Genomic DNA, 23,694 nt, shown 5'->3' with positions numbered 1-23,694 from the left:
TCTAACCGGCATTGCCGCGCACGAGCCCCGTCTCGTCTTGGAGAAACGGGAGTTCCTCAGCCATCCAAGTCCGCGGCGAACACCCCGCCAAGGCGCGCCACTCGTTCGAGAAGTGCGCCTGGTCGTAATACCCTGCGGCATAAGCGATCCCGGCCAGATCGCGATGCCCGGTACGCAACAACCGAACCGCCCGCTCGAACCGCAGCACGCGGGCCGCCTGCTTCGGGCCCAATCCCAGCTCGGCGCGGAACCGCTCCCCCAGATGCCGGCGGCTCCAGCCGACCTCGTCAGCCAGTTCGCCGACCCGCAGCAAACCGCCGCTGCGGCGCAACGCGTGCCACGCGCGGTCCAGCTCCGGTGGTGGTTCGGCGCGCTCGACCGCACGCGCGGCCAGCACCTCGTCGAGGATCGCGAACCGGGTGCGCCAATCCTTCGCGGCGGCCAGCCGCTCCGGCAAACGGGCCAGGTCGCCGCCGAAGTCGGCGAGGTCGGTTACCCGGCCGGTCAGTTCCGCGGCGGTGACGCCGAGCAGCGTTCGCGCCCCCAGCGGATCCAGCTCCAGTTGCACGCCGCGCTGCACCCGGTCCTGGGTGATCAGCGCGGGTTCGGTGTGCAGGCCGCCGACCGCGCTCTGCAGTGCTCCCGACCCGGCCGGCCCGGCGTACCGGATCGGGTCTTCGAGGCTGATCACGAGCGTGATGTGCCGAGAGGGCAAGCCGCGGTGCACTTCGAGGGTGACGTTCTCCTGCGCGTATCCGACGTAGCGCGTGACCAGGCCCCGCAGCACCGGATGCGGCGGACGGGCGGCCCAGCTGTGACTCACGCGACCAGGCTAGCCCCGGACCCGGGCGAATTCTGCTACCACGGGAGGGCGGTCCCCACGATGAGGAGAAGCCCGATGACGATCCAGGAACAGGCGCAGCAGCTCGAACTGCTCGCCGACCAGGTGCCGACCGGAATCGCCCTGGCCACCAAGGGCGAATTGGAAGATCTGCAGGCCCAGGTGCTCGGCCTGCTCGGCGAAACCGGCTCCGCGACCGCGATCCAGGGTTCGGTGCAGATCGCGATCCGGCAGATCGACGAGGTCGCGGCCTCGCTGGAGAACGTCCGGATCCAGATCCGCGAAGCCGCCCAGCATCACCTGCGCGGCTGACGTGGCCGGGCTGCTGGCCGCGCACGCCGGCGAGTTCGCGGAGGTCGCGCTGACCAACGTCGTGCGCGAGTATCCGCACTACGAGAGCCACTGGCGCGTCGACGAAACTCCCGTCCCGGCGATCCGCGAGCTGCATCCGTGCTTCTACGGCAGCTTCGACTGGCATTCGTGCGTGGAAATGTTCTGGGTGCTGGCCCATTTGCTGCGCCGGTACCCGTCGCTCGTCCCGGCCGGCGAGATCCGCGCTGTGCTGAACGCGCATCTGACTGAGCCTGCGCTGGCCGCCGAAGCCGCGTACTTCGCGCCGGAGCATCACCGCACGACCCAGCGGCCGTACGGCTGGTCGATCCTGCTGGCGTTGACCTTCGAGACCGCCACCTGGGACGACCCGGACGCCGCGCGCTGGTCCGCTGCGCTGCAACCGTTGAGCAGGCTTTTCGTGACCCGCTTCCTCGACTGGCTGCCGAAGGTCGGCTACCCGATCCGATACGGCCTCCACGAGAACGGGGCCTTCGGGCTTTCTCGCACGCTGCCCTACGCCGACTACCTGGTGTCCCGCGGCGAGCCGCAGCTGCGAGAGGTGATCACCGAGACGGCGTGGCGCTGGTTCGGCTCAGACCGCGATTACCCCGGTGCCTGGGAGCCGTCCGGAGCTGACTTCCTCACCCCCGCCCTCGCCGAAGCCGAGCTGATGAGCCGTCTGATGCCCGCCGCCGATTTCGGGGCTTGGCTGGAGGCTTTCCTGCCCGGAATCGCCGATCGGAACCCGGCGGCGCTGTTCACCCCGGCGGTGGTGACCGACGCTTCCGACGGGTTGATCGCCCATTTGCACGGGCTCAACCTCCATCGCGCGTGGTGCTGGCAGCGGATCGCGGCGGCATTGCCGGAGGGGGACGACCGGGGCGCGGTTATCGAGGCGGCTTCGCGGGAGCATGCGGATGCCTCGTTGACGCAGGTGACCGAGGGGCCGTATGCGGTGGAGCATTTCCTGGCCTACTACGCGCTTCTTCTGCTGAGCGACGCCGAATAGTGTCGGACCCCTGGCTGCTCATCGAAGTGCTCGACGGAGAAACCCCGGCGAGCGATTGGCGGCGCACCTACTCCGACGCGTTGCTCACAGCCGCGATCACCGACCGCGCCGTGCGATGGTCCTGGCGGCCGCACGAACGCGGCGTCGTCTTCGAGATCGCGTTCAGGACTGAGGCCATTCGCGACGAGTTCTGCGGCCAGCCCCCAGTGAAGGCAGCGCTCGAAGCCGTGCCGGACCCGCGCCACGGGCTCTCCGTCACTCCAGGCGGTGGCGATTAGCTTTCCGGCAACGGCTCCCGATGCTCCGCCCGCAACCCGTCCAGCGAGATCAGCAGCAACCGGTTCCACATGTGCGGACGGCGCTCATCGGTGCACTGCGCCGCGTACCCCAGCGAAATCAGCAGCAGCACCAGATCGTCCGTCGTGACCCCAGGCCGCAATGACTCCGCCGCACGGACCCGCAGTTCCTCGAGAACCGCACGGAGCTGCGGGATTCCCGTCGGATCGGGGTCCGTCCAGGTCAGCGCGAAGCTCTCCATGAGCGCGCGGTGCCGGGCACAGCCGGACAACGCCTGCCGGTAGAAATCCGTCAGCGCCGCCCACGGGTCCTCCGCCTCGACCGCCGCCTGGCGCGCGGACTCGGCCCACCGGGAGAAGTCCTGGTCCAGGACCGTCCGGACGAGGTCTTCCTTCTTCGGGAAATGCCGGTACAGCGTCCCCATGCCGACCCCGCTGCGCCGGGCGATCTCGCGTACGTCGACCGCGGCTCCCTGCTCCGCCATCACCTCGGCGGCGGCTTCGACGATCGCCTCCCGGTTGCGGATCGCGTCCGCGCGCGGGGCGCGACGGCGGACGGGGGTGTGCGGTTCAGCCACGGCCATGCGCCGAGCATACTCGCTTAACCGGAGCACATGCTCCGCCTAGTGTGCTACTTTGCGGAGCAAGTGCTCCGCCTAGTGAAGGAGATCCCGTGCCCACTCTTGCCGACTGGAATGTCCGGATCCTCGCCGAATTCCGGGAGAACGCGGGATACGTCGCCTGGAGCAGTCCGGAGGAAGCCGCGGCGGGCCGTCCGATACCGCCGCGTATGCCGGGGTTTCCGGATAAGGGGATGCCGCTGATCCTCGTGCACCACGTCGGGGCGAAAACCGGGAAAGCCCGGATCAGCCCGCTGTTCTACCAGCCGGTCGGCGAGAACTGGGCTGTGTTCGGGACGCACGGCGGCAGCCCGCGCGACCCGGCGTGGTACCGCAATCTCATGGCGAATCCACGGACCGTCGTCGAGGCTGGCGCGGGAGAAATCCCGGTTGAAGCGCGACTGGCCGCCGGGGAGGAACGCGCCAGGATCTGGGCAGACCAGATCGCGCAGGTCCCGGCATTCGCCGAATTCGAGGCCGCTTCCGGGCGGCAGGTCCCGGTCGTCCTGCTGGAACGCCGCTGAACAGGAAAAGGCTCCCCGGCCGAGACCGGGGAGCCCTTTCGCGGAGAAAACTCAGCCGACGGTGACGCTCGGCGCGCCCTCGCCGATCGACTCGCCGGATTCCTCGGCGATGCGCATGGCCTCTTCGATCAGGGTCTCCACGATCGCGTGCTCGGGCACGGTTTTGATGACTTCGCCCTTGACGAAGATCTGGCCCTTGCCGTTGCCGGACGCGACGCCGAGGTCGGCTTCGCGGGCTTCGCCGGGGCCGTTGACGACGCAGCCCATGACCGCGACGCGGAGCGGGATTTCCATGCCTTCCAGGCCGGCGGTGACCTGGTCGGCGAGGGTGTAGACGTCCACCTGCGCGCGTCCGCAGGAGGGGCAGGACACGATCTCGAGTTTGCGGGGCCGCAGGTTGAGCGACTGCAGGATCTGGGTGCCGACCTTGACTTCTTCCACCGGCGGCGCGGACAGGGACACGCGGATGGTGTCGCCGATGCCCTGGCGCAGCAGCGCGCCGAACGCGACGGCGGATTTGATGGTGCCCTGGAACGCGGGCCCGGCCTCGGTGACGCCGAGGTGCAGCGGGTAGTCGCACTGCTGCGCGAGGATCTCGTAGGCCCGGACCATCACGACCGGGTCGTTGTGCTTGACCGAGATCTTGATGTCGTGGAAGTCGTGCTCGGCGAACAGCGACGCCTCCCACATCGCCGATTCGGCGAGCGCTTCCGGGGTGGCCTTGCCGTATTTCTCCAGCAGCCGCTTGTCCAGCGACCCGGCGTTGACGCCGATCCGGATCGGGGTGCCGTGGTCCTTCGCCGCCTGGGCGATTTCCTTGACCTGGTCGTCGAACTTGCGGATGTTGCCCGGGTTCACCCGCACCGCGGCGCAGCCGGCCTCGATCGCGGCGAACACGTATTTGGGCTGGAAGTGGATGTCGGCGATCACCGGGATCTGCGATTTCTTCGCGATCGCGGGCAGCGCCTCGGCGTCGTCGGCCGACGGGCACGCGACGCGCACGATGTCGCAGCCCGCCGCGGTCAATTCGGCGATCTGCTGCAGGGTGGCGTTGACGTCGGAGGTCAGCGTCGTGGTCATCGACTGCACCGAGATCGGGTGGTCGCTGCCGACTCCCACCGACCCCACCATCAGCTGGCGGGTCTTGCGACGCTCGGCGAGAACGGGCGGGGGCAGAGCGGGCATACCTAACGCGACGGTCACGCTTCCAGCGTACCCACCCCACCCGGGCGCGTTTCAACGAAGTCAGCCGACGCGGTGAGCAGCGTTACCCCCGGTCGGGCGGCCGGGGACGCGGGCGTGACCCGGCCGGTGCGCGCGGTTACTGCAGGCGGATCGGGTTGACGATGTCGGCTGTCACCGTGAGCAGCGTGACGCCGCCGCCGATCACCACCAGGACCATCGTGATCGCGGACAGCTTCGTGTAGTCGACCGGGCCGCCCGCGGGTTTGCCGCGCAGGCCGCGCAGCCAGTCGCGCACCCGCTCGTACCAGACGATCGCGATGTGCCCGCCGTCCATCGGCAGCAGCGGCAGCAGGTTGAACACGCCGATGAAGAAGTTCAGGCTGGCCAGCAGCAGCAGGAAGACCTGCCACAGCCCGGCCTCGACCGCCTCGCCGCCGAGCCTGCTCGCGCCGACGACGCTGACCGGGGTGTCCGGGTCGCGCTCGCCGCCGAAGATCGAGTTGAAGACCGCCGGGATGCGCTTCGGGAAGGCCATCAGCCCGTCCCACGTGCGGGCGAACATGTCGCCGGTGAACGACGCCGCGCCGCCGAGCGCACCGCCCACGCTGTACTGGATGCTCCGCGCGACCCCGACGCCGACCGCGCCGACCGATTCGGTGCCGCCGTTCGCGGCCGGGCGGGTCACCTTCGGCACGTCCACGACGAACGTCTCTTGCTTCCCGCCGCGGTCCACGACCACCGGGACCGGTCCGGAGACCGCCTTGACCTGGGTCACCATCGCGTCCCAGGTCGGCGTCGGCTTGCCGGCCACCGAGACCACGACGTCGCCGGGCAGCAGGCCCGCCTTCTTCGCCGGGGCCGGGTCGCCGGGCTGGCAGACCGGGTTGTTGACCTGCTCGACCGTGGTGCCGCCGCGCACGCAGTCGGAGATGGTCGAGACGATCGGCTTCTGGTCCACGTTCGGCAGGCCCATGGTCGCGGCCATGACGAACAGCACGATGAAGCCGAGCAGGAAGTGCGTGATGGACCCGGCCGACATCACGACGGTCCGCTTCCAGGCCTTGAACCGCCACATCGCGCGCGGGGCCTCTTCAGGGGTGACCTCGTCGAGCGCGGTCATGCCCGCGATGTCGCAGAAGCCGCCGAGCGGGATCGCCTTGAGGCCGTATTCGGTCTCGCCGCGCCGGAAGGAGAACACCGTCGGCCCGAAGCCGACGAAGTACCGGCGGACCCGCATCCCGAACATCCGGGCGGTGACCATGTGGCCCGCTTCGTGCAACGCGACCGAGACACAGATCGCGAGCGCGAAGAGCACCACGCCGATCACATAGGCAAGCACGGGCCCTGCACCTCACCCCTCAGCCGCGGCCCGCGATGCGGTGGCGGCAGGTTCGTCGTCTTCCACGGCTCCAGGCGGTGAGACCACCCGAGAAAGTTCCGGGTTCAAGTATCCGCCGCCAGCGTGAAACCAGTGTTGCATCGACCGGCGCGGCTTCGCGCACCGGTCGCGCTCATCCCAGCAGCTCGGCGGCCCGGGTGCGCGCCCACTGCTCCGCAGCCAGCACGTCCGCGACGTCGCGGGGTTCGCGCCGCCATTCGTCCGCGTCGGACACCACCTGCGACACCGTGTCCACAATCGACAGGAACTTGGCCTTGCCCGCCAGGAACGCGGCCACCGATTCCTCGTTCGCCGCGTTGTACACCGCGGGGAGGCAGCCGCCCGCGGTACCCGCCGCGCGAGCCAGCTCGACGGCCGGGAACGCCTCGTTGTCGACCGGTTCGAAGGTCCAGCTCGCTGCGGTGTCCCAAGCGCACGCGGCGGCCGCGCCGGGCACGCGATGCGGCCAGTTCAGCGCCAGCGCGATCGGCAGCCGCATGTCCGGCGGGCTGGCCTGGGCGATTGTGGAGCCGTCGGCGAAGGTGGCCATCGAGTGCACGATCGACTGCGGGTGCACGGTCACGTCGATCCGCGCGGGTTCGATGCCGAACAGCAGCGACGCCTCGATCAGCTCCAGGCCCTTGTTCACCAGGGTGGCGGAGTTGATGGTGATCAGCGGTCCCATCGACCACGTCGGGTGCGCCATCGCCTGTTCGACGGTGACCTCGCCGAGGTCCGCGCGCTTCTTTCCGCGGAACGGGCCGCCGGACGCGGTGAGCACGAGGCGCGCGACCTCGTTGTCCTCGCCGGACCGCAGCGCCTGCGCCATCGCCGAATGCTCGGAGTCGACCGGCACCAGCTGTCCCGGCTTCGCCGCGGCGAGCACCAGCGGACCGCCCGCGATGAGGGATTCCTTGTTGGCCAGCGCGAGCGTCGCGCCGGTGGCGAGCGCGCGCAGCGTCGGGTCGAGGCCTTGGGAACCGGGCAGCCCGTTGAGCACGACGTCCACTGGCACCGAGTCGATCAGCTCCGCCACCGCGTCGGCGCCGGCGAGAATGCGCGGGAGGCGGAATTCGCCTTTCGCATACCCCCGGCGCTGGGCCTCGGCGTACAGCGCGAGCTGCACGTCTTCGACCGCCGTGGGCTTCGTCACGGCGATGGCCGCTACTTCGTGCGCGATCGCCTGCTCGGCGAGCGCCGCCGGGTCGGAACCGCCGGCGGCGAGGCCGGCGATCGTGAACAAATGCGGATTACGTGCGGCGACGTCGAGCGCCTGGGTCCCGATGGACCCGGTGGAGCCCAGCACGAGGACGCTTCGCGAAGTAGTCATCAGCAAGCATTATGGCCCGGGTCGTGTCCGCGCGGCGGCCAGCGGTGTGGGATCATGCGAAGGCACAACGTCAGGCGGTTTGAAGGAGTGGTCGTGGCAGGCAAGGCGGTCGAGAAGCGCCCCGAGGTCGACCCGCGCGACGAGCCGTCGGCGGAATGGGGCTGGCACGGCTCGTTCCCGAAGGCCACCCGCATCGCGGGCTGGGTGTCCGCGGCCATCCTGCTGGTGATGATCAAGGGCAACCACGAGAACAACACCGAGAACGTGTGGCTCGTCGGCCTGGCCGCGTTCATCGTCCTGCTCCTGCTGCTCGACCTGCGCAAGAGCCGCACCGCCTGGCGCAAGTAAGCGCTGGCGCCGACGGCCCGGGATTCGCTAGTTTCCGGGCCCATGAAGCCACGCTGGGCCGCGCTCGCGGCCGCCGTCATCGCCGGTCTTTCCCTGTGCACCGCGGCCCCGGCCAGCGCTGCCCCCTCGGTGAAGCCGCCAGTGGTGAGCTGCACCTTCACGCCGACGCCGGACAACCCGGCGGCGCGTCCCGTGCTGCGCCCGCTGCCGTTCGCGTTCACCCGCGGAACGGTCGACGTCACCTTCCGCTACAACTACGGCCCGGTCACCGTGCGCCTCGACCGCGCCGGGGCGGCCCCGTGCGCCGTCGCGAACATGACCAGCCTGGTGCTGCAGCACTTCTACGACCGCTCGCAGTGCTGGCGGCTGACGAACTCCGCACGCCTCGGCGTCCTGCAGTGCGGCGACATCTACGAGGTCGAAAAGGGCGGCCCGGGCTACAAATTCCCGGACGAGGTCACCGGAGCGGAGACCTACGAGCGCGGCACCCTCGCGATGGGGAACCAGGGTCCGGGGACCAACGGGTCGGAGTTCTTCATCGTGCACTCGTTCGCGCACATCCCGGCGAACTACTCGGTGCTCGGCAAGGTGGTGCGCGGCATGGAGGTCCTCGACCGGATGGTCGCCGACGGCATCATCCCGACCGACCCGAACGGTCCGCTCGACGGCGCGCCCAAGCATCCGGTGAAGATCCGCTCCGTCGGCTTCGGCGGGTGACCGTCTCGTGCGTGGCGATGCCGGCATCGCCGCTCACGACCGGCGGCCGCTCGGCCGGCTTCGGCTGGTCCCGCCCGGCGCGTAAGCGCGCAGGAAAACGCCGACGCCGGACCGGATCACCGTTTCCCAGTCCTCCCCCGGTTCGGCCGCGGCGGCGCTGCCCGCGGTGAGCTGCACGAGGTGCACCGCGGCCAGCGACGGGTCTTCCAATTCGAGGTGGCCTTCCGCGGCGAGCCCGCGGAGATGCCCGGCCAGCGCCCGCCGCACGCGGGTCGGGCCGCGCTCCTTCCACGCCGCGACCGTCTCCGGGTCGATGTGGTCCAGGTCGGCCTGGATCTGGCGCACCAGCGCCCAGTGCGGTTCGGTTTCCGGATCGCGTTTCGCCCACTGGAGGCCGAACTCGACGAGGTCGGCCTCCAGGTCGGCGATCCGGCCGAGCAGTTTGTCCGCGACCCCGATCTGCCGCTCCGCGACCCGGTCCGAACTGTCCAGGATCACCGCTCGGAAGAGCCCGGCCTTGTCGCCGTAGTGGTTGTAAATCGTCCGTGACGACACGCCCGCCTCGGCCGCGAGCACGTCGATGCTGGCGCGCGAGTAGCCGTCCCGCGCGAACACCCGCAGGGCGCCGTCGAGCAGAGCACGTTGTTTGTCCGTCCGCACCGGCTCAGTATGCCGAAGTACAACGGTCGTTGCAAAAACTACAACGAGCGTTGTACCTTCGGGGCATGACTTCTCCGCTGCGCATCGCCGTCGTCTCCGGAAGCACCCGCCCGGGCCGCCGGGCCACGCAGGTCGCGGAATGGACCCGCGCCCGCGCCGCCGCCTTCCTCGGCGACCGGGCCGAGGTGCGGGTGCTCGACCTCGCCGAAATCGACCTGCCGTTCCTGGACGAACCGATGCCCGCCGCGATCGGCGGCTACCGCAACGACCACACCCAGCGCTGGGCGCGGCTCGTCGGCAGCTTCGACGGCTTCGTTTTCGTGACCCCCGAGTACAACCACTCCATGCCCGCGGCGCTCAAGAACGCCATCGACTTCCTGTTTTCCGAGTGGGCCGACAAAGCCGCCGGTTTCGTCAGCTACGGAACCAACGGCGGCACGCGCGCGGTGGAACACCTGCGGCTGACGCTCGCCGAGGTGAAGGTCGCCTGCGTGCGCTCGCAGGTCGCGCTGGGGCTGTTCACCGATTTCGTCATCCCCGACATGGCCGAGCCCGGCACCTTCGCGCCCGCCGACCACCACGAAGGCATCCTGACGCGGATGCTGGGGGAACTTGTCGACTGGTCGACCGCACTGCGCACCCTGCGGGTATCGCAGTGACCACCACCGTCGCCGCCCCGATTGACCGCGCGACCTGGCGGATCTGCTGGATCATCGTGTTCGGCGCGTTCGCCAGCGGACTCGACGCGTCCGTGGTGACGATCGGCCTCGACTCGATCAGCAGCGACCTCGGCGCGGATCTCTCAGTGACGCAATGGGTCGCGAGCGGTTACCTGCTCGCGCTCGCCCTGTCGCTTCCGTTGACCGGCTGGCTCGCCCGGCGCTTCGGCGCCGGCCGGGTTTGGCTTTTCTCCCTCGCCGCGTTCACCGTCGCGTCCGGACTGTGCGCTGTCGCCCCGGATGTCGTGGCGCTCATCGCGTTCCGGTTCCTGCAAGGCTTGGCCGGGGGCGTTCTGATCCCGGCCGGGCAAACCGTTCTGGGACAACAGGTCGGCGCCGCGCGGCTCGGTCGGGTCATGGCGACGCTCGGGATCGCGGTGAGCGTCGCACCCGCGCTCGGCCCGCTCGCCGGAGGCCTGATCCTGCACGGGCTTTCGTGGCCGTGGCTGTTCCTGATCAACCTGCCGATCGGGGCGGCCGGCCTGTTTCTCGGTCTCCGCTACGTGCCCCGCGGCTCCCGGGAGACCACCGGCGGGATCGATTTCGCCGGCCTGGCCCTGATCGCCGCCGGACTGCCGCTGGTCCTGTACACCGTCACGACGTGGGGCGACACTGGACGGCTCGAATGGCCGATTTTGGCGCCTGGTCTCGTTTTGCTGGTTTGGTTCGTGCTGCGGTGCCGTCGGCATCCGCGCCCGCTGCTGGACTTTTCCCTCTACCGCAACCGGCTTTACCGGGCGGCAAGCCTGGCCGCCGCGTTCAACGGTGCACTGATCTTCGGCAGCGGGATTGTCGTGACGCTGTACTTTCAGCTGGGTCGGCATCTGGATTTCGTTGACACTGGGCTGAGTTTGCTCGGCTTCGCCGGTGCCACGGCGGCGATCGCTCCGGTGACGGGGAGGGCGGTGGATCGTTACGGTGCCGCGCCAGTCGCGTTGGCGGGCGCGGTGCTGGCGGTGGTGAGCACGGTGCCGTTCGCGTTTCTGCCGGTGGATGCGCCTGGCGTGGTGGTGCAGGTTTTGCTTGCGGGGTATGGGGCCTCGGTAGCGTTGGTGAGCATGCCGATGGGGATCGCGGCGTATAAGACTGTGGAACCGTCGCGGCTTCCGGATGCTGCTGCGCAGGTGACGATCCTGCTGCGAGTGGGCGGATCGCTCGGGGGTGCGGTGTTCGCGGTGCTGATCGCCGGACGGTTGCCAGACCTCGACACGGCGTTCCGGATGGGGTTCGCGGCGATCAGCGTGGGGGCGGTGGGGTCGTTGGCGACGGCGTTGTCGGTGCGGAGGGCCTCGTGAGTGGCGGCGCCGGTTAGAACCGGCGCCGCCACTCACGACATCATGACCGCATGAGCCAACCTCCAGACGGTCTTCCCGTCTACCGAGTCCTCACCGGTCCCGACGACGCCGCCTTCTGCCGCCGGGTCAGCGAGGCCCTCGCGCTCGGCTATCGCCTGCACGAGGGCCCCGCGTTGACCTTCAACGGCGAGAACGTGATCGTCGCCCAAGCCGTGCTGTGGCCGGAAGCCGGAAGTCGCTAGCGGTCGCTCCGGGGAGAAACCAGCTCGCTAGGCCCGCCCCCGGATTCCCCGGCCACCGCGGCCAGTTCCTCGCCGACCGACTCCGGCGACTTCTTCGTGTCCTTCGTCAGCAGCGACGCCACCGCGCCGATCAGGCACACCACGATCGCGAAGCCGAACGCCACCGCGAGGCCGTCCTGGAACGGGCCCGAGATCAGGTTCGGGAAGAAACTGCGTCCGGTCAGGAAGCTCGCCTGGTCCGCGGGCAGACTTCCCAGTTGGCCGCCCAGCAGCTGCTGGATCGGGTTGTACCCGAGGAACGCCGCGAACAGCACCGCGACCGCGGGCAGGTGGGCGACCTGCTGTGCGGCCGCCGCGGGAACGCCGTGTTCGGTCAGGCCCTGCGACATCGCGATCGGCAGGTGGTCCGAGAGACCCGCGATGATCAGGCTGAAGAAGAAGCCGATCGACAGCACCATCGCCGCGTTCTGGAAGGTCGTCATCATGCCCGCGCCGGAACCTCGCGCGTCGGCGGGAAGGCTGTTCATCACCTCGGCCCGGTTCGGCGAGGAGAACATTCCCATGCCGATGCCGTTGAGCAGCAGGATCCCGGCGAACGCCCAGTAGTCGAAGTTCACCGGCAGCAGCGTCAGCAACAGGAACGTGAGCGCGGTGATGACCAGGCCGCCGGAGGCGAGCGCGCGGCTGCCGATGCGGTCGGACAGGATGCCGGACGTCGGAGCGGCCACCAGGAAGCCGATGGTCAGCGGCAGCATGTAGATCCCGGCCCACAGCGGCGTCTGCTCGAAGGTGAAACCGTGCTGCGGCAACCAGATTCCCTGCAGCCAGATGATCAGCACGAACTGCAGCCCGCCGCGGCCGAGGGACGCGGTCAGGTTCGCCAGGTTGCCCCAGCTGAACGAGCGGATCCGGAACAGCGACAGCCGGAACAGCGGGTTGGGCACCTTCGTCTCGATCACCACGAACGCGATCAGCACCGCGACCCCGCCGATCAGGCAGGACAGCACCATCGGGCTGCCCCAGCCGGTCTGCGACGTGCCGTACGGCTGGATTCCGTAAGTGATCCCGACCAGGACCGCGATGAGGCCGACCGCGAAGGTGATGTTGCCCCACCAGTCCATTTTCGCGTGCTGGCGGACACCGGTGTCGTGCAGTTTGACGTAGGCCCACACCGTGCCGATCACGCCGAAGGGCACCGACACCAGGAAAATCAGGTTCCAGTTCACCGGCGCGAGCACGCCGCCGACGACGAGGCCGAGGAACGAGCCCGCGATGGCCGCGACGCCGTTCATGCCGAGCGCGAGCCCGCGCTGGTTGGCCGGGAAGGCGTCGGTGAGGATGGCCGACGAGTTCGCCATCAGGAACGCGCCGCCGACGCCCTGCACGATCCGCCAGCCGATCAGCCACAACGCGGCCGCGTCGCCGTCGAACCAGGTGATCGCCAGCATGATCGAGGAAACGGTGAAGACGGCGAAGCCGAGGTTGTACATCCTGGCCCGGCCGTACATGTCGCCGAGCCTGCCGAACGCCACCACCAGCACCGCGGTGACCACGAGGAATCCCATGATCATCCACAGCAGGTAGCTCGTGTTCGACGGCTCCAGCGGGTTGATGCCGATGCCCTTGAAGATGTCGGGCAGCGCGATCAGCACGATCGACGAGTTGATCGTCGCGATCAGCATCCCGAGCGTCGTGTTGGACAGCGCGATCCACTTGTACCGCGGACCGAGTTCCGCGATCGAATACGTCCTGCGCTCCGCCACAGTCGAAAACCCCTCTCCCAGCCGTTCCCTTAGCTAGGCTAAGCAAGTTGGTTGCGGCAGGCAACCAACAAAAGAAAACGACTGGGAGACAAGGGTCACAAACGGATGACTATCCTTTGTGGACTATTTACTTTCACTCGGTCGAGTTACCGCTGAGCAGGACCTCCGACAACCTTTCCGGGATTGAGGATCCCGTGCGGGTCGAGGGCGTTCTTGACGGCGTGGTGCAGGTCGAGAACCGCTGGTCCCAGCTCTTTTTCCAGGCCGGGGCGCTTCAGCAGGCCGACCCCGTGCTCGCCGGTCACCGTCCCGCCGAGTTCGAGCGCGTCGGCGACGATGTCGTCGAACGCGGCCTGCGCGCGGCGCTGCGCGGCGTCGTCCCCGGTCGGCGTAATCAGCAGCGGATGCAGATTCCCGTCGCCGATATGCGCGATATTGGCGATTTGCGTATTGTGCCGCTGCGCCGCCGAATCGATCCGGGCGAGCATTTCCGGCACCAGATGCGTCGGCACGCAGACGTCCTCGGTGAGCACCGGGCCGAGCCGTTCGAGCGCCGGGTACGCCAGCCGCCGGGCCGCGAACAACGCGTCCGCTTCGGCCTCGTCGGTCGACTGCGCGGCCCAGGTCGCGCCCGCCTTCTCGAAGCACTCCACCATCACCGCGGCCTCGTGCCCGCCCGGCACGTCGCTGCGGCCGAGCAGCACCACGTTCGCGTCGGCGGACAAGCCCATGTTCTTCCACGCGTCGACCGCGGCCAGGCAATGCCGGTCCACCAGCTCCAGCGCCGACGGGACGATCCCCGCCGCGCGGATCGCCGCTGCCGCCTCCCCCGCCGCGACCGTCGAGTCGAAGTAGCCCGCGACGGTCGCCTCCGGCGCGCGTTTCGCCCGCAGCCGCACGGTGATTTCGGTGATGACGCCAAGCGTTCCCTCCGAACCGACCATCAGCCCGGCGAGGTCGTACCCAGCCACGCCCTTCGCAGTCCGGCGGCCGAGCCGCACGAGCTCGCCGGTGCCGGTGACGACCTGCAACCCGAGCACGTAGTCGCGGGTCACGCCGTACTTCACGCAGCACACGCCGCCCGCGTTGGTCGCGACGTTGCCGCCGATCGTCGACCACGGCGAACTGGCCGGGTCCGGCGGATACCACAGCCCGTGTTCCGCACAAGCCGCCCGCAGATCGTCGTTGACCACCCCGGGTTCGACGACGGCGAGCCGCTCCACCGGATCGATCTCCTTGATCGCGGTCATCCGGTCGGTCGCCAGCACCACGCATCCGGCGAGCGCGTTCGCCCCGCCGGACAGCCCGGTTCCCGCGCCGCGCGGCACCACCGGTGTGCCGTGGTTGATGCACTGCCGCACGATCGCCTGCACCTCGTCCGCGGTGCGCGGGCGGACCAGGACCGCCGGTTCGCCGTACGGGGCCCACTCCGCCTCGTCGTGCGCGAAGCTGCGCAGCACATCGGGGTCCCGCACGATCCGGTCGTCCGGCAGGACGGTGTGCAGGTCGTCGATCAGCATGGGGGCTCCCGCGTTCTTCCGGTCGGCTTTCCCCGTCAGGTTAGGTCGAAATCCGCGCGGCTCGTTCGACGTATCGGTGAGAGCGAGCTTCGAGGAGGCAGCCATGAACACCACCGTCACTCGCCGCGGGATCTCGATGCTGCGTGCCGTCGCCGCCGGGCGCGGACGGCTGACCTGCAGCTGCGAACCGGACCTGTTCGTGGACGGCCTGCCGTGCAGCGACCAGTTCACCGCGCACGCGCTGGCGCACGCCGGTCTGCTGCGCGCGAAGGAACCCGGGCTGTTCGGGCAGCCGGTGCCCGCCGTGCTGACGCCGGCCGGGGAAGCGCTGCTCGCCGCCGCTTGACCCGGCTACGCTGACCAGCGAGAAACGGGAGGGCGGAGCAGATGGCGTCCGGAGCATCCGGAACGGAGACGGCGCGGCGCAGGCGGCGCACCACAGTGGCCCTCAAGGAGTCGCTGCGGGAACTGCGCAATCAGCTGTCGCTGCTGAACCACCAGGTCGGCGGACGGCTGAAGCTCAAGGACGTCGACCTCGACTGCCTCGAACTGATCTCCTCCGCCGGACCGCTGAGCCCGAGCGCGCTCGCCCGCCGCGCCGGCCTGCACCCGGCGACCGTGACCGGCATCCTCGACCGCCTGCAGCGCGGCGGCTGGGTGGTGCGCGAACGGGATCCCGACGCCGCCGACCGGCGCGCGGTCACCGTGCGGGCGGTGCCGGGACGCACGCAGGAACTGTTTCGCGTGTACGGCGGGATGAACTCGGCGATGGACGACCTGTGCGCCGGGTACACCGAAGAAGAACTCATGCTGATCGCCGGATTCCTGCGCCGCACCGCCGAAGCGGGCCGGGCCGCGACCCACGAACTTTCCGGGGAATGACGGCAGGGCCCCGCCGCTTCGCCCGAGCGCGAAACGACGAGGCCCCGGTATCCGTCGGCACTGCTCAGCTGTCGAGCGTGCCGTACACGATGATGTTGTCGAGATAGCTCTTCTTCTCGGCGTCGAACGCGCCGCCGCACGTGATCAGGCGGATCTGCGAGTCAGACGTGTTGCCGTACACGGCTTCGGTGGGGAACGTCTTCTTCGCGATCTGGTCCACCTTGGTCACGGTGAACGAGGCCGTCGATCCGTCCTTGCGCCCGATGATGACCTTGTCGCCCTTCTTCATCTCGTGCAGCCGCCAGAAAATGCCCTTCTGGTGGTTGCCGTCGATGTGCCCGAGGACGACCGCCGGTCCGACCTGGCCCGGCTTGGGTCCGAAGTGGTACCAGCCCGCCTGCAGCGGCTGGTCCACCGGCGGCACCTGGACGGTCTTGTCGTCGTTGAGGCCGAGCGGCACCAGCGACGAATGCGCGGAGATGCTGGGAACGTCGAGCGAGACCGGGTCCGCGACCTGCTGCGCGGCCGCCGCGGAACTCGCCGGGCCTGCCGCGGGCGGAGTATCCGCCGAACCGCAGCCCAGCAGGGCGAAGTTCGCGACGAAAGCCAGCAGGAGCGCGAAAAGCCCGAACCGGGAACGCGTCACCGGGCGGTCACCGCGGCCAGCGTGCCGTCGCCGGTCTCCGGCGCGCCGACCGGCACGACCTTGACCTGGCCGGGGCCTTCGGCGGGCGGGGTGCCCGGCTTGCTCGGCTGGGTGGTCGGCGGCGTGGTGGGCGGGGTGCTCGGGTTGCCCGCGACCTTGGCGCAGGTGGCCGAGGCGAGGACGATGTCGCCCTTGCCGAGCGCGCCGGTGACGTCGCCGCCGAGGAGCTTGATGTGCAGCGCGTTCACGGTGAGGCTGCCGTCGGAGTGCTTGATCTGCTCGTTGACGATCACCTGCAGCACACCGTCGATGCCGAGCTTCTGGTTCGGCTTGGTCGACACCGGGATCTTGCCGATCTTGCCGAGGTCGAGGCCGGCCAGCTCGGACGAGGCGGTGATGCCGTCCGGGGTGGACTTGCACTCGGAGCTGATCACCCGGGCCTTGGGGGTGGAACCGGCGAGCGGGGCGAGCACCGGGAGCGCGGCGTCGACGATCGAGGCCTTGGCGTCGACCGGGCCGTTGCTGCCGTCCTGCTTCGCCGAGCTGCTGATCACCTTGGCCGTGACCAGGCCCTTCAACGGCACGTTCACCACCTGCGCGGACTCCGGGCCCTCGGTCGAGGAGGGCGCGATCTTGCCGGTGTCGACCGTGATCCCCTTGTCGCCGAGCACGCCGGGCAGCAGCGAGACCGAGGCGGACGCGCCGTAGGCCGAACCGGCGGGCGCCTCGGCGGCGAGCGCCGGCGGGGCGACGGCGGCGGCGAGCAAAGCCAGCGCGGGAACGGCGACCGCGACGGTCCGTCCGCGCAGCAGGGCAGAACGCATGAATTGTCCTTCCGAACATCAAGAATGGAGCCGTCGCACGGATCCCCGAATCCACGCGTGACCGAGCACAACTGTCGGTCCCTGGCAGGGCGCGACATTATCAAGACGCCCTGGAAACGCAAAGCAAGATCCGTCGCGCACCGCGCCCGCCCGCCGGTTCCCGTGACCACAATTATCGCAATTTCACCACTAAAGAGTGATGTAACGCGGCTCCGCCGACGGGGTTTTCTCACGCTGAGCTACCGGAACCGGGGCCCCGATGGCGGATTGCCCCGTACTCCACCCGGAGGGGTGATCCTGCGGAGGGTACTGATTGGACACTCGCCGTGATGTGACCGCTACCGTTCCCCGAGTCGCCATTCGCGGTTCGCCAATTCGTCCCGCGACCGGGGTCCGGCCGGGCGGAAATTGTCCACAATGGAATCGGGCGGAACGGAACGAGCGAACGGGAAAAAGGGTACGGTGTTCTTGCCCGGGGCGGTGACCAGCGGCGACGCTCCGCACCGGCCGTACCAGTTCGCCCAGCAGTCCTGCCGCGGCGAACACGGCCCGGCCAGTCCCAGCCTTCTTCTCTTCTCTGCGGCTCACTCCTGATCCGAGCTCGAGCTCCCGGGGTGGGCGACGCGGTCGGTCCGCTCTCCCGGCGCACCAGGATCCGGCCAGAGCAAAGCCGGTTCCGCGCCGTCGTGCGGCGAGCCGGAGCCCGGCCGCCCGTCCGAGTTGTCGTGCCCCGCATCCGGAACCCCTGGCTGTGCGCCGTCGCCCCCGCTGTCCGAAACCGGATCAGGCGTATCGCCCCGACCGAACTCCGCCTTGCCGTCCGGAACTCGGACAGCCGCGACGTCGTCCGGCGACCTAGAATCAGCGTCGGCACCTTCTTCGTCCCCGTCAAACCATGCCCGCGCAGCCCCACCTTCTTGAGCCTGCTGAGCGTGATCGTCGTAAGCCGGGGAAGCCGAGCTTCCTTGGGCCGAGCCGTCCTGTGCCAGCTCCTCCTGAACCGGTCCGGACGGCGACGGGTCCGGGTCCAACGCGCCGAAGGCCGCGCGAACCTGGTCGGCCGGGTCCGGTTTGCCCGCCGCGGCAAAAGAACTGGCCAGCCGTTCAGCCAGCAGCTCCCGTTCGGGTGCTTCTGCGTCAAGGCCAATCCCGTTCATCAGAGCTTCGACGAGATCGACCACACTGTCCCGTGGGGATGGCTCAGGGACCGAGGGCGTGCGTTCGGGTACGTTCAGGTCCTCCGGAAACGCCATCTGCCCGTGGCCCAGCTCCCGGCCCGCCACCGCCCGCACGTTGTTGGCGGCCGCCGTCAGCTCGGCGAGAGTGTCGATGTCCTTCACTACATTCGCCACGTCGTTGTTCTGCTTCACCAGCCACCAGACGACCGCACTGCCAGTGTCGCTGAGCACATCTTCTCCGAGATAACGCCGCCGGTCTTCCTCATGCTTGCGCTCGTACTCCCACACCAGCGCGTCCTTGCGCGTCTTCGCGAACAGCTCAAGCCGCTCCCGGTCGGCAGTCTCAAGATCGAGGCGCACGTCGGCAGCCGAAACCTCGACGAATCCGGAGCTGTCCGGCTGGACCTTGCCCAACACGCTGTTCAGCCGATGGCGGACCTGTTCGTGGTCAAGAGGCAGTTCACCCGAGGTGATCGCCTTCGCTCGTTCCACGACTTCGTTGATCGCTACCGCGCCTGGACTCGCGTGCACCGGCCCGCGCACCTCTGGGCACAACCGCCACCACACCGTCGCCGAGAACAGGAACCGGTAGTCCTCGGACCGGCTCGGCAACGCTGTCGCGGTCACTTCAGCCCGCTCGAACGGAATCGGAGCCGGCTCCGGCACCGGCTCCGGCGCGGGCGGTTGCACAGCGGCCAGATGCGCCGTCATGCGCCGGTCGACCTCGGACTCGTAGGCGATCCGGGCCCTGATCCGCTTGTAGAAAGCTACCGGGATGATCGCCAGCGGAAGCACGAGCAGAAGCCAGAGAAAAGAGTCCAGTGCGACCGTGATACCGATCGGAACACCGGCGCAGACAAGCAGTGCGATGGAGAGCGTGGCCTTGTCCGATGAAGTCATGATCGGCCTTTCTTCTCGCGGAGCGTGGCATCCGGATCGACCACACCCTGCGCTTCGTTGATCAGCTGGATGACAAGGAGCGCGAGGCGGGCGTGTGAAACGCGATCACCGCTCCGCGCCCAATCTCTGGCAGTCACATAGACGGCGGCGAGGGTCCGGGGGTCGCCGCCTGCTCCGGCGAGCACCTCGCGAACGAGCATGGCCGAGTCCGGAGCTTCCGCATCAACGCATTCGGTCAGCCAAGCACGCAGATGCTCCTGCCATTCCCGTTCGGGCAGGCTGGTCATGAGCGCGCGCCAGACCGCCTCGACGCACCTGCGCACAGTGGGATCGGCCCCGAAGCGGCGGCCTCGGACGTCAGTGCTCAGCACCAGCTTCGGACTGAGCACTCGCAGCGCCAGCTCGGTCTCGGATCGCCCGCGTGCCGGCCGGGGAGGATGCTGCCGCAACCGCCAGGCGAGACGGCGGTAGAGCCGGAGATCGCTCGCGACCAGTTCGAGCAACCGCTCCAGCGCATAGCTGTCGGTCCTGTCCCGATTTCGCTTGACCAAGTGGTTGAGCCTGGTGAGCGCCTCTTCCGGGTACTCCGCCGCCATCTCCGCCGCACACAGATCGGCCAGCACCGCGGCAAACTGGTCCGGCAGGTCGCGCGCCCGCGCCCACGTGTAGAACTGCTGCCGGAAGAATCGGCCGTGCCGCGGATGTGCCAGGCTTCTCGACAGGACGGTCTGCACCTGGTCCGGCCAATCCCGCGCCCGCGGCCAGTTCCTGACCAGTTTCGCCAGGTCGTCGTGCAGATCCGCGTCGAGCAGTTGGATCGCAACCCGGTCAGCCAGCCGAAGCCGGGACCGCCTGCTCAATTCCTCCATGCCTACGAGGCTGGCGCTCCAGTCGCGGAAAACATTGTGCAACCGCGGGTATTCCCGCCAGAAGTAGGCGGCGACCGCAGCGCCGTATCCGGCTTCCCGAAACCGGATCCCGCCATGCTCGTCCGCGGGCACCGCGGCAACCTCGCCCAGGTCTCCGGACAACGAGTTGCGTTCCAGCAACGGAACCTCGCTCTCCGGATGCCCCACCTGCGTCAGCAGCTTGGCGGCAGCCGCGAAGACCACCCTGCGATGCTCGCCCTCCAGCATCGCCACGGCCAACGCGAGCGCGCGGACCACGCCGTCCTTCTTGCCGTCGAGGAGTGTCCGCGCTTCTTCAGTCCGGTCGGCAACCGCCTGCTGCGCTTCCCTGAGCAGATCCAGCAGCCGTTCGCCGCCTCGCGCCAGCAGCCGCGCTCTCTCGGCAAGACGTGCCAGGTCGTTCATGCTCGACGAAACCAGCGAAGCGCAGAAGGCCCGGTACTCCGCCGGATCGAGGTCGCCGGACAGCCCGTCCGCGGCGAGATGCCGCCGCAGCACCACCGCCGGGTCCGGCCGCCCCAGCGGAACCAGGAACTGGCGGCTCTCGTCGAATTCGAACTGCTCCTCCACCGCTCGATCGACGATGATCACCAATCTGGTCGATCGGGCTTTCGTGTGCGCCCGGAGGTAAAGCGCCTTCTCCTTCAGCTTCGCATAGTGCTCGCTCTCGACCGAGGAAAGATCAAGGAGAAGCAGGTCTCCGTCGGCAACGCTTTCCGGGTCGAACGCGTCTTCCTCGACCTCTGTCGGCAAAACCCGAAACAGATGACTGGAATCAGCGTAAGTGCGCAGGAGCATCTTCGCCGCGGTACGCGTCCCAGCCCCGGACGGCCCGGAGACGAGGACCAGCCCGCACTTCTCCAGCTTGTGCTGAGCGTGCGGAAAACCTTCCGGCGGCTCGAACCTTCGATAGAGCCAGCCGAGATCCGACTCGTGGAGCAGGCCGAACGGCCGGCGCCGGTGGTGCGGGCCGGAAGCGCCAATGTTGTTGATCTGGGTGTATTGAGTGACCGGTGCGCCTGCGCCTGGCCAGGGAAACGGGCCGGGCGACTCGCGCTCGCTCGCGGTCAAGGCCGCCCCTCGCCCTCCGCCGAGCCGTCGTCTTTCCCGACGTTGATGGTACGTGCGTTGTTGAACGTGCCCGTTCCGGCATGGGTCGGGCCATTGAACTGAGAACCGCCGAAAACGTCGCCGTTGTACTGGTTGCCCGGGCCGCTGATGATCGTCCCGATCGACGGGTCGCGCCAAACCCCGCCTACACCTCCGCCATGGACTTCGTTCTGTGCGGCAGATTCGCCTGCCTGCTTCACAGGCTGAGTAAGATCTTTGAGCCCAGGTACGGAATCGAGCACATCCTGAGCGATCCGGTCCAGCACAGTGTCAGGATCCCGGTGGTGGTAAACCTGGTACTGCAGATCCGCCAGCCGCTTGAGCCGCTGGGGCAACTCTTTGGCCGGCAGCGGCGGCTGCGCCCGTTCGTCGATCACGGGGATCACCCGCGCCCCGTGATCGAAGGCCATCACCAACTCGCGGTGGATCCAGTCTTCAGGATTGTCGATCTTGCGCCGTCCGGTCCCGTCGGCGGCGGTCAGCCAGGCAGGCCCGATGACGCACAACAAGACTTTGCTGCCCCAGACGCCGTTCTCCAGCGCTTTCTGGAACACCACGCCTGCCTGAATCGACCGATGATCCTTGAAAACGGCTGCGTCTCCGAAGCGACGGCGCAAATCCTGGTCGATGATCGTCGCCAATTGCTCACCGTCCCCGGTGCGGTAGTTCACAAATACTTCAGGCATGACTAATAAACCTCCATACACAAAGAAATCAAAAAGGACAGACTCGGTGCGGCTAGTCCAGTTGCCCGGTCAGCAGCGGATAGATGTTTCGGACCGATTTATTTCCGTGAAAGCGGGCAAGCGTCCGCCGCAACCGGCGAAGATCCTGCGCCACGGTCGCCGAGCCGATCGCTTGCAACGGGCCCTGCAACTCGGCGGTGATTTCACAGGCGCGTTCGACCTCGTTCTGCATCGCATATGCGAGTGCTCTGCGGACGCCGTAGCGGGCTCTGGTCCGCAGCGCATGCTCCGGCACCGTTGGGAGTTGCCGGTCGAGCACCGCGGCGGCTTCCCGAGGGCGGCCAAGATCGAGCAAGCACCACCCTGCCGCCATGGCCACCGGGTCCTCGATGTGCATGGCGCCCAGCACCGGCAGAGCGGAATCGCCTCGGTCGTCCGGCATCACCAGCAGCGAACGCGCGCGGTCGAGTACTCGCATGCACGATTCGTAGTCGCCGGCCAGCGCATGCCCTTGCGCCTCCAACTGCGCGGCCAGGCCTTGGATTCGCGCCGGCGTCGGCCCCGCCTGTGCCTCGCGGCTCAGGGCGATCGTCTTCCCGGCATCCTCCTGGTACAAGGCGACGACTGCCTTCCGCACGAGAGCGTAGCGGGCCAGATGACGGTCTCCGCCGGATTCTGCCATGCGGACTGCCTGATCGGTCCACCAAAGCGATGCCCGCTCGTCTCCGTTTTCCTGCGCCATCCAGCCCGCGTACTCCGCGAACCGGGAAGCGAGCAGGAAAAGCTCCGAGTGGTCGCGGCCGACCGCCTGCCTGGCCAGCTCGCGAAGAGTGTGCGTCTGCGCGATGACCGTGGGGATGACCGCGCCGGGACTCGCGGCCTGCCCCAGAGCCCGCATCTGGTCGAACTGGAGGCGGAACACGGACAGCGCCGTTCCCCCTGCCGAACGCGCCAAAGCCGGCGCCCCGACGCTGAACCCCAGCCCAGCGCCCAGCGCGATCGCCTCGCGTCTTCCCATCGGACGGAACCAGCTGCCGTCCCTGCCGTCGAGATTCACTATCCAGGCCTCTCCGTCGTCGGCCTCGTCGGCCCGTTCGGTTCGGTGCTCCCCGGTTTTGGCCAAGGAAGCAAGCCGGCCTCCTGCCCCCAATTCGGCATCGCACCGGCGCGCGAGATCGGGATGCGCTTGTTTCAGCCCGTTCTCGATTTTGCTCAGATAGCCCTTGCTGTAGTGCACCACGACCGCAAGGTCTGCGAGCGATACTCCAGCTCCGGTCCGCCACCGCCGAAGTTCGGCTCCGAACTGTGCGCGGCTGTCCGCCACCGGTCCCTCCCCGTTGCCTGATGCCCGTGGCGGAGGACTGGTCAAATGCCTCCGCGCGGTGCTGGCACCGCGGCACTTCGCACAGTCCAGCACAGCGAAGCCCCGCATGGGCAGACGAACTCGGCGATTTACAACGGATGGAGTCATGAATTGGCAGCCGGTCAGCGCGAAACCGCACGAACTCGCGCTCACCGGCGTGGAACAGTCAGCTGTCCCGTCGTCCTCGTGCTTTCCGGCGGTTTTCCGCATTTCGCGACTCAGAGCGCACGAAACATCCTCGGCTCGCGTGCGTTGAATGACATCGTCCACAGCGACGATTTTGCAGATCACGACAGCGCGGCACGAGCGTGAAGCAGGGGTTTCCCAGCGCCTGCTCGACGGGAAACGGGAAACCCCCTAGTCAGGCGGCTTGCCCGACAGCGAGCCGAAACCCGGTTGGGGAATATTCCGCGCTCT

25 protein-coding genes are annotated in these 23,694 nt (G+C 68.5%); 11 read left to right on the top strand and 14 right to left on the bottom strand.

The window, feature by feature from the left end:
* Nucleotide 1: 1 nt before the first annotated feature.
* Nucleotides 2-823, bottom strand: coding sequence for an AraC family transcriptional regulator (locus tag L3Q65_RS46730; RefSeq protein WP_237598553.1), 822 nt, complete (start codon nucleotides 821-823; stop codon nucleotides 2-4).
* Between the two features lie 75 nt (nucleotides 824-898).
* Between L3Q65_RS46730 and L3Q65_RS46725 the strand changes: the two genes are divergently transcribed.
* From L3Q65_RS46725 to L3Q65_RS46715, 3 genes are read left to right on the top strand one after another with little or no spacing between them, the layout of a single operon-like run.
* Nucleotides 899-1,153, top strand: a complete 255-nt coding sequence (locus L3Q65_RS46725; protein WP_037820327.1) for a hypothetical protein — start codon at nucleotides 899-901, stop codon at nucleotides 1,151-1,153.
* A gap of 1 nt (nucleotide 1,154) precedes the next feature.
* Nucleotides 1,155-2,183 (top strand): DUF2891 domain-containing protein, encoded by a 1,029-nt coding sequence (locus L3Q65_RS46720; protein WP_237598552.1) that lies wholly within the window; start codon nucleotides 1,155-1,157, stop codon nucleotides 2,181-2,183.
* Nucleotides 2,183-2,461, top strand: a complete 279-nt coding sequence (locus L3Q65_RS46715) for a hypothetical protein (protein WP_182896634.1) — start codon at nucleotides 2,183-2,185, stop codon at nucleotides 2,459-2,461. Before L3Q65_RS46720 ends, L3Q65_RS46715 begins: the two co-directional genes overlap by 1 nt.
* Here L3Q65_RS46715 and L3Q65_RS46710 read toward each other — a convergent pair.
* The gene (locus L3Q65_RS46710) at nucleotides 2,458-3,063 is read right to left on the bottom strand and encodes a TetR/AcrR family transcriptional regulator (RefSeq protein WP_182896633.1); all 606 of its coding nucleotides are present in this window, start codon (nucleotides 3,061-3,063) and stop codon (nucleotides 2,458-2,460) included. The genes L3Q65_RS46715 and L3Q65_RS46710 overlap by 4 nt on opposite strands.
* Before the next feature lie 89 nt (nucleotides 3,064-3,152).
* Between L3Q65_RS46710 and L3Q65_RS46705 the strand changes: the two genes are divergently transcribed.
* A complete protein-coding gene (locus tag L3Q65_RS46705; protein ID WP_237598551.1) occupies nucleotides 3,153-3,623 on the top strand; it encodes a nitroreductase/quinone reductase family protein in 471 nt (156 codons plus the stop codon).
* Between the two features lie 51 nt (nucleotides 3,624-3,674).
* Here the strand turns inward: L3Q65_RS46705 and ispG are convergent, their stop codons facing one another.
* The 3 genes from ispG to dxr form a co-directional block, all read right to left on the bottom strand.
* Nucleotides 3,675-4,826 (bottom strand): flavodoxin-dependent (E)-4-hydroxy-3-methylbut-2-enyl-diphosphate synthase, encoded by a 1,152-nt coding sequence (gene ispG / locus L3Q65_RS46700; RefSeq protein WP_237598550.1) that lies wholly within the window; start codon nucleotides 4,824-4,826, stop codon nucleotides 3,675-3,677.
* A 118-nt stretch (nucleotides 4,827-4,944) separates the two neighbouring features.
* Entirely contained in the window at nucleotides 4,945-6,147 is a 1,203-nt protein-coding gene (locus tag L3Q65_RS46695) for an RIP metalloprotease (RefSeq protein WP_182896937.1), read from the bottom strand.
* Between the two features lie 172 nt (nucleotides 6,148-6,319).
* Entirely contained in the window at nucleotides 6,320-7,516 is a 1,197-nt protein-coding gene (gene dxr / locus L3Q65_RS46690; RefSeq protein ID WP_182896936.1) for a 1-deoxy-D-xylulose-5-phosphate reductoisomerase, read from the bottom strand.
* Nucleotides 7,517-7,609: 93 nt separating this feature from the next.
* On the opposite strand from dxr, the gene L3Q65_RS46685 reads away from it, so the two are divergent.
* A complete protein-coding gene (locus tag L3Q65_RS46685; RefSeq protein WP_237598549.1) occupies nucleotides 7,610-7,864 on the top strand; it encodes a DUF2631 domain-containing protein in 255 nt (84 codons plus the stop codon).
* Nucleotides 7,865-7,906: 42 nt separating this feature from the next.
* A complete protein-coding gene (locus L3Q65_RS46680) occupies nucleotides 7,907-8,581 on the top strand; it encodes a peptidylprolyl isomerase (RefSeq protein WP_237598548.1) in 675 nt (224 codons plus the stop codon).
* 33 nt (nucleotides 8,582-8,614) lie between these two features.
* Here L3Q65_RS46680 and L3Q65_RS46675 read toward each other — a convergent pair whose 3' ends face one another.
* Complete coding sequence (locus L3Q65_RS46675; protein ID WP_182896933.1) at nucleotides 8,615-9,241, bottom strand: TetR/AcrR family transcriptional regulator; 627 nt, start codon at nucleotides 9,239-9,241, stop codon at nucleotides 8,615-8,617.
* Nucleotides 9,242-9,306: 65 nt separating this feature from the next.
* On the opposite strand from L3Q65_RS46675, the gene L3Q65_RS46670 reads away from it, so the two are divergent.
* From L3Q65_RS46670 to L3Q65_RS46660, 3 genes are read left to right on the top strand one after another with little or no spacing between them, the layout of a single operon-like run.
* The gene (locus L3Q65_RS46670) at nucleotides 9,307-9,900 is read left to right on the top strand and encodes an NADPH-dependent FMN reductase (protein WP_182896932.1); all 594 of its coding nucleotides are present in this window, start codon (nucleotides 9,307-9,309) and stop codon (nucleotides 9,898-9,900) included.
* Nucleotides 9,897-11,255 carry a DHA2 family efflux MFS transporter permease subunit gene (locus L3Q65_RS46665; RefSeq protein WP_182896931.1) on the top strand — a complete coding sequence of 453 codons (1,359 nt, stop codon included), beginning with the start codon at nucleotides 9,897-9,899 and terminating at the stop codon, nucleotides 11,253-11,255. The genes L3Q65_RS46670 and L3Q65_RS46665 overlap by 4 nt, the downstream gene beginning before the upstream one ends.
* 50 nt (nucleotides 11,256-11,305) lie before the next feature.
* Nucleotides 11,306-11,497 carry a DUF1737 domain-containing protein gene (locus L3Q65_RS46660; protein ID WP_182896930.1) on the top strand — a complete coding sequence of 64 codons (192 nt, stop codon included), beginning with the start codon at nucleotides 11,306-11,308 and terminating at the stop codon, nucleotides 11,495-11,497.
* Here L3Q65_RS46660 and L3Q65_RS46655 read toward each other — a convergent pair.
* Both L3Q65_RS46655 and L3Q65_RS46650 read right to left on the bottom strand, forming a co-directional pair.
* The gene (locus tag L3Q65_RS46655) at nucleotides 11,494-13,260 is read right to left on the bottom strand and encodes an MFS transporter (protein ID WP_182896929.1); all 1,767 of its coding nucleotides are present in this window, start codon (nucleotides 13,258-13,260) and stop codon (nucleotides 11,494-11,496) included. The genes L3Q65_RS46660 and L3Q65_RS46655 overlap by 4 nt on opposite strands.
* Before the next feature lie 146 nt (nucleotides 13,261-13,406).
* Nucleotides 13,407-14,780, bottom strand: a complete 1,374-nt coding sequence (locus L3Q65_RS46650) for an FAD-binding oxidoreductase (protein ID WP_182896928.1) — start codon at nucleotides 14,778-14,780, stop codon at nucleotides 13,407-13,409.
* A gap of 103 nt (nucleotides 14,781-14,883) precedes the next feature.
* On the opposite strand from L3Q65_RS46650, the gene L3Q65_RS46645 reads away from it, so the two are divergent.
* Both L3Q65_RS46645 and L3Q65_RS46640 read left to right on the top strand, forming a co-directional pair.
* On the top strand, nucleotides 14,884-15,126 hold the full coding sequence (locus tag L3Q65_RS46645) for a hypothetical protein (RefSeq protein ID WP_182896927.1): 243 nt from the start codon (nucleotides 14,884-14,886) through the stop codon (nucleotides 15,124-15,126).
* A gap of 41 nt (nucleotides 15,127-15,167) precedes the next feature.
* Entirely contained in the window at nucleotides 15,168-15,662 is a 495-nt protein-coding gene (locus tag L3Q65_RS46640; RefSeq protein WP_182896926.1) for a MarR family transcriptional regulator, read from the top strand.
* A gap of 64 nt (nucleotides 15,663-15,726) precedes the next feature.
* On the opposite strand, the gene L3Q65_RS46635 is transcribed toward L3Q65_RS46640, so the two are convergent.
* The 6 genes from L3Q65_RS46635 to L3Q65_RS46610 form a co-directional block, all read right to left on the bottom strand.
* Nucleotides 15,727-16,308 (bottom strand): class F sortase, encoded by a 582-nt coding sequence (locus L3Q65_RS46635; RefSeq protein ID WP_182896925.1) that lies wholly within the window; start codon nucleotides 16,306-16,308, stop codon nucleotides 15,727-15,729.
* A complete protein-coding gene (locus L3Q65_RS46630) occupies nucleotides 16,305-17,132 on the bottom strand; it encodes a choice-of-anchor P family protein (protein WP_237598547.1) in 828 nt (275 codons plus the stop codon). The genes L3Q65_RS46635 and L3Q65_RS46630 overlap by 4 nt, the downstream gene beginning before the upstream one ends.
* 584 nt (nucleotides 17,133-17,716) lie before the next feature.
* Nucleotides 17,717-19,210 (bottom strand): hypothetical protein, encoded by a 1,494-nt coding sequence (locus tag L3Q65_RS46625; RefSeq protein WP_237598546.1) that lies wholly within the window; start codon nucleotides 19,208-19,210, stop codon nucleotides 17,717-17,719.
* Nucleotides 19,207-21,189 (bottom strand): hypothetical protein, encoded by a 1,983-nt coding sequence (locus tag L3Q65_RS46620; RefSeq protein ID WP_237598545.1) that lies wholly within the window; start codon nucleotides 21,187-21,189, stop codon nucleotides 19,207-19,209. Before L3Q65_RS46620 ends, L3Q65_RS46625 begins: the two co-directional genes overlap by 4 nt.
* Nucleotides 21,186-21,914 carry a TIR domain-containing protein gene (locus tag L3Q65_RS46615; protein WP_237598544.1) on the bottom strand — a complete coding sequence of 243 codons (729 nt, stop codon included), beginning with the start codon at nucleotides 21,912-21,914 and terminating at the stop codon, nucleotides 21,186-21,188. The genes L3Q65_RS46620 and L3Q65_RS46615 overlap by 4 nt, the downstream gene beginning before the upstream one ends.
* Nucleotides 21,915-21,966: 52 nt before the next feature.
* The gene (locus L3Q65_RS46610) at nucleotides 21,967-23,547 is read right to left on the bottom strand and encodes a helix-turn-helix domain-containing protein (RefSeq protein WP_237598543.1); all 1,581 of its coding nucleotides are present in this window, start codon (nucleotides 23,545-23,547) and stop codon (nucleotides 21,967-21,969) included.
* Nucleotides 23,548-23,694: the final 147 nt, after the last annotated feature.

Source organism: Amycolatopsis sp. FU40 (assembly GCF_021903635.1).
GTDB classification, from domain to species: domain Bacteria; phylum Actinomycetota; class Actinomycetes; order Mycobacteriales; family Pseudonocardiaceae; genus Amycolatopsis; species Amycolatopsis dendrobii.
The sequence above is the reverse complement of the archived record's forward strand: the minus strand, read 5'-3'. Positions and strand labels throughout refer to the sequence as shown.

Excerpts from the sequence above, each read along its gene's own strand:
- L3Q65_RS46725 (WP_037820327.1), top strand. The coding sequence starts at position 899 with ATGACGATCCAGGAACAGGCGCAGCAGCTCGAACTGCTCGCCGACCAG.
- L3Q65_RS46710 (WP_182896633.1), bottom strand. The coding sequence starts at position 3,063 with ATGGCCGTGGCTGAACCGCACACCCCCGTCCGCCGTCGCGCCCCGCGC.
- dxr (WP_182896936.1), bottom strand. The coding sequence starts at position 7,516 with ATGACTACTTCGCGAAGCGTCCTCGTGCTGGGCTCCACCGGGTCCATC.
- L3Q65_RS46680 (WP_237598548.1), top strand. The coding sequence starts at position 7,907 with ATGAAGCCACGCTGGGCCGCGCTCGCGGCCGCCGTCATCGCCGGTCTT.
- L3Q65_RS46670 (WP_182896932.1), top strand. The coding sequence starts at position 9,307 with ATGACTTCTCCGCTGCGCATCGCCGTCGTCTCCGGAAGCACCCGCCCG.
- L3Q65_RS46660 (WP_182896930.1), top strand. The coding sequence starts at position 11,306 with ATGAGCCAACCTCCAGACGGTCTTCCCGTCTACCGAGTCCTCACCGGT.
- L3Q65_RS46650 (WP_182896928.1), bottom strand. The coding sequence starts at position 14,780 with ATGCTGATCGACGACCTGCACACCGTCCTGCCGGACGACCGGATCGTG.
- L3Q65_RS46645 (WP_182896927.1), top strand. The coding sequence starts at position 14,884 with ATGAACACCACCGTCACTCGCCGCGGGATCTCGATGCTGCGTGCCGTC.
- L3Q65_RS46640 (WP_182896926.1), top strand. The coding sequence starts at position 15,168 with ATGGCGTCCGGAGCATCCGGAACGGAGACGGCGCGGCGCAGGCGGCGC.
- L3Q65_RS46630 (WP_237598547.1), bottom strand. The coding sequence starts at position 17,132 with ATGCGTTCTGCCCTGCTGCGCGGACGGACCGTCGCGGTCGCCGTTCCC.
- L3Q65_RS46625 (WP_237598546.1), bottom strand. The coding sequence starts at position 19,210 with ATGACTTCATCGGACAAGGCCACGCTCTCCATCGCACTGCTTGTCTGC.
- L3Q65_RS46615 (WP_237598544.1), bottom strand. The coding sequence starts at position 21,914 with ATGCCTGAAGTATTTGTGAACTACCGCACCGGGGACGGTGAGCAATTG.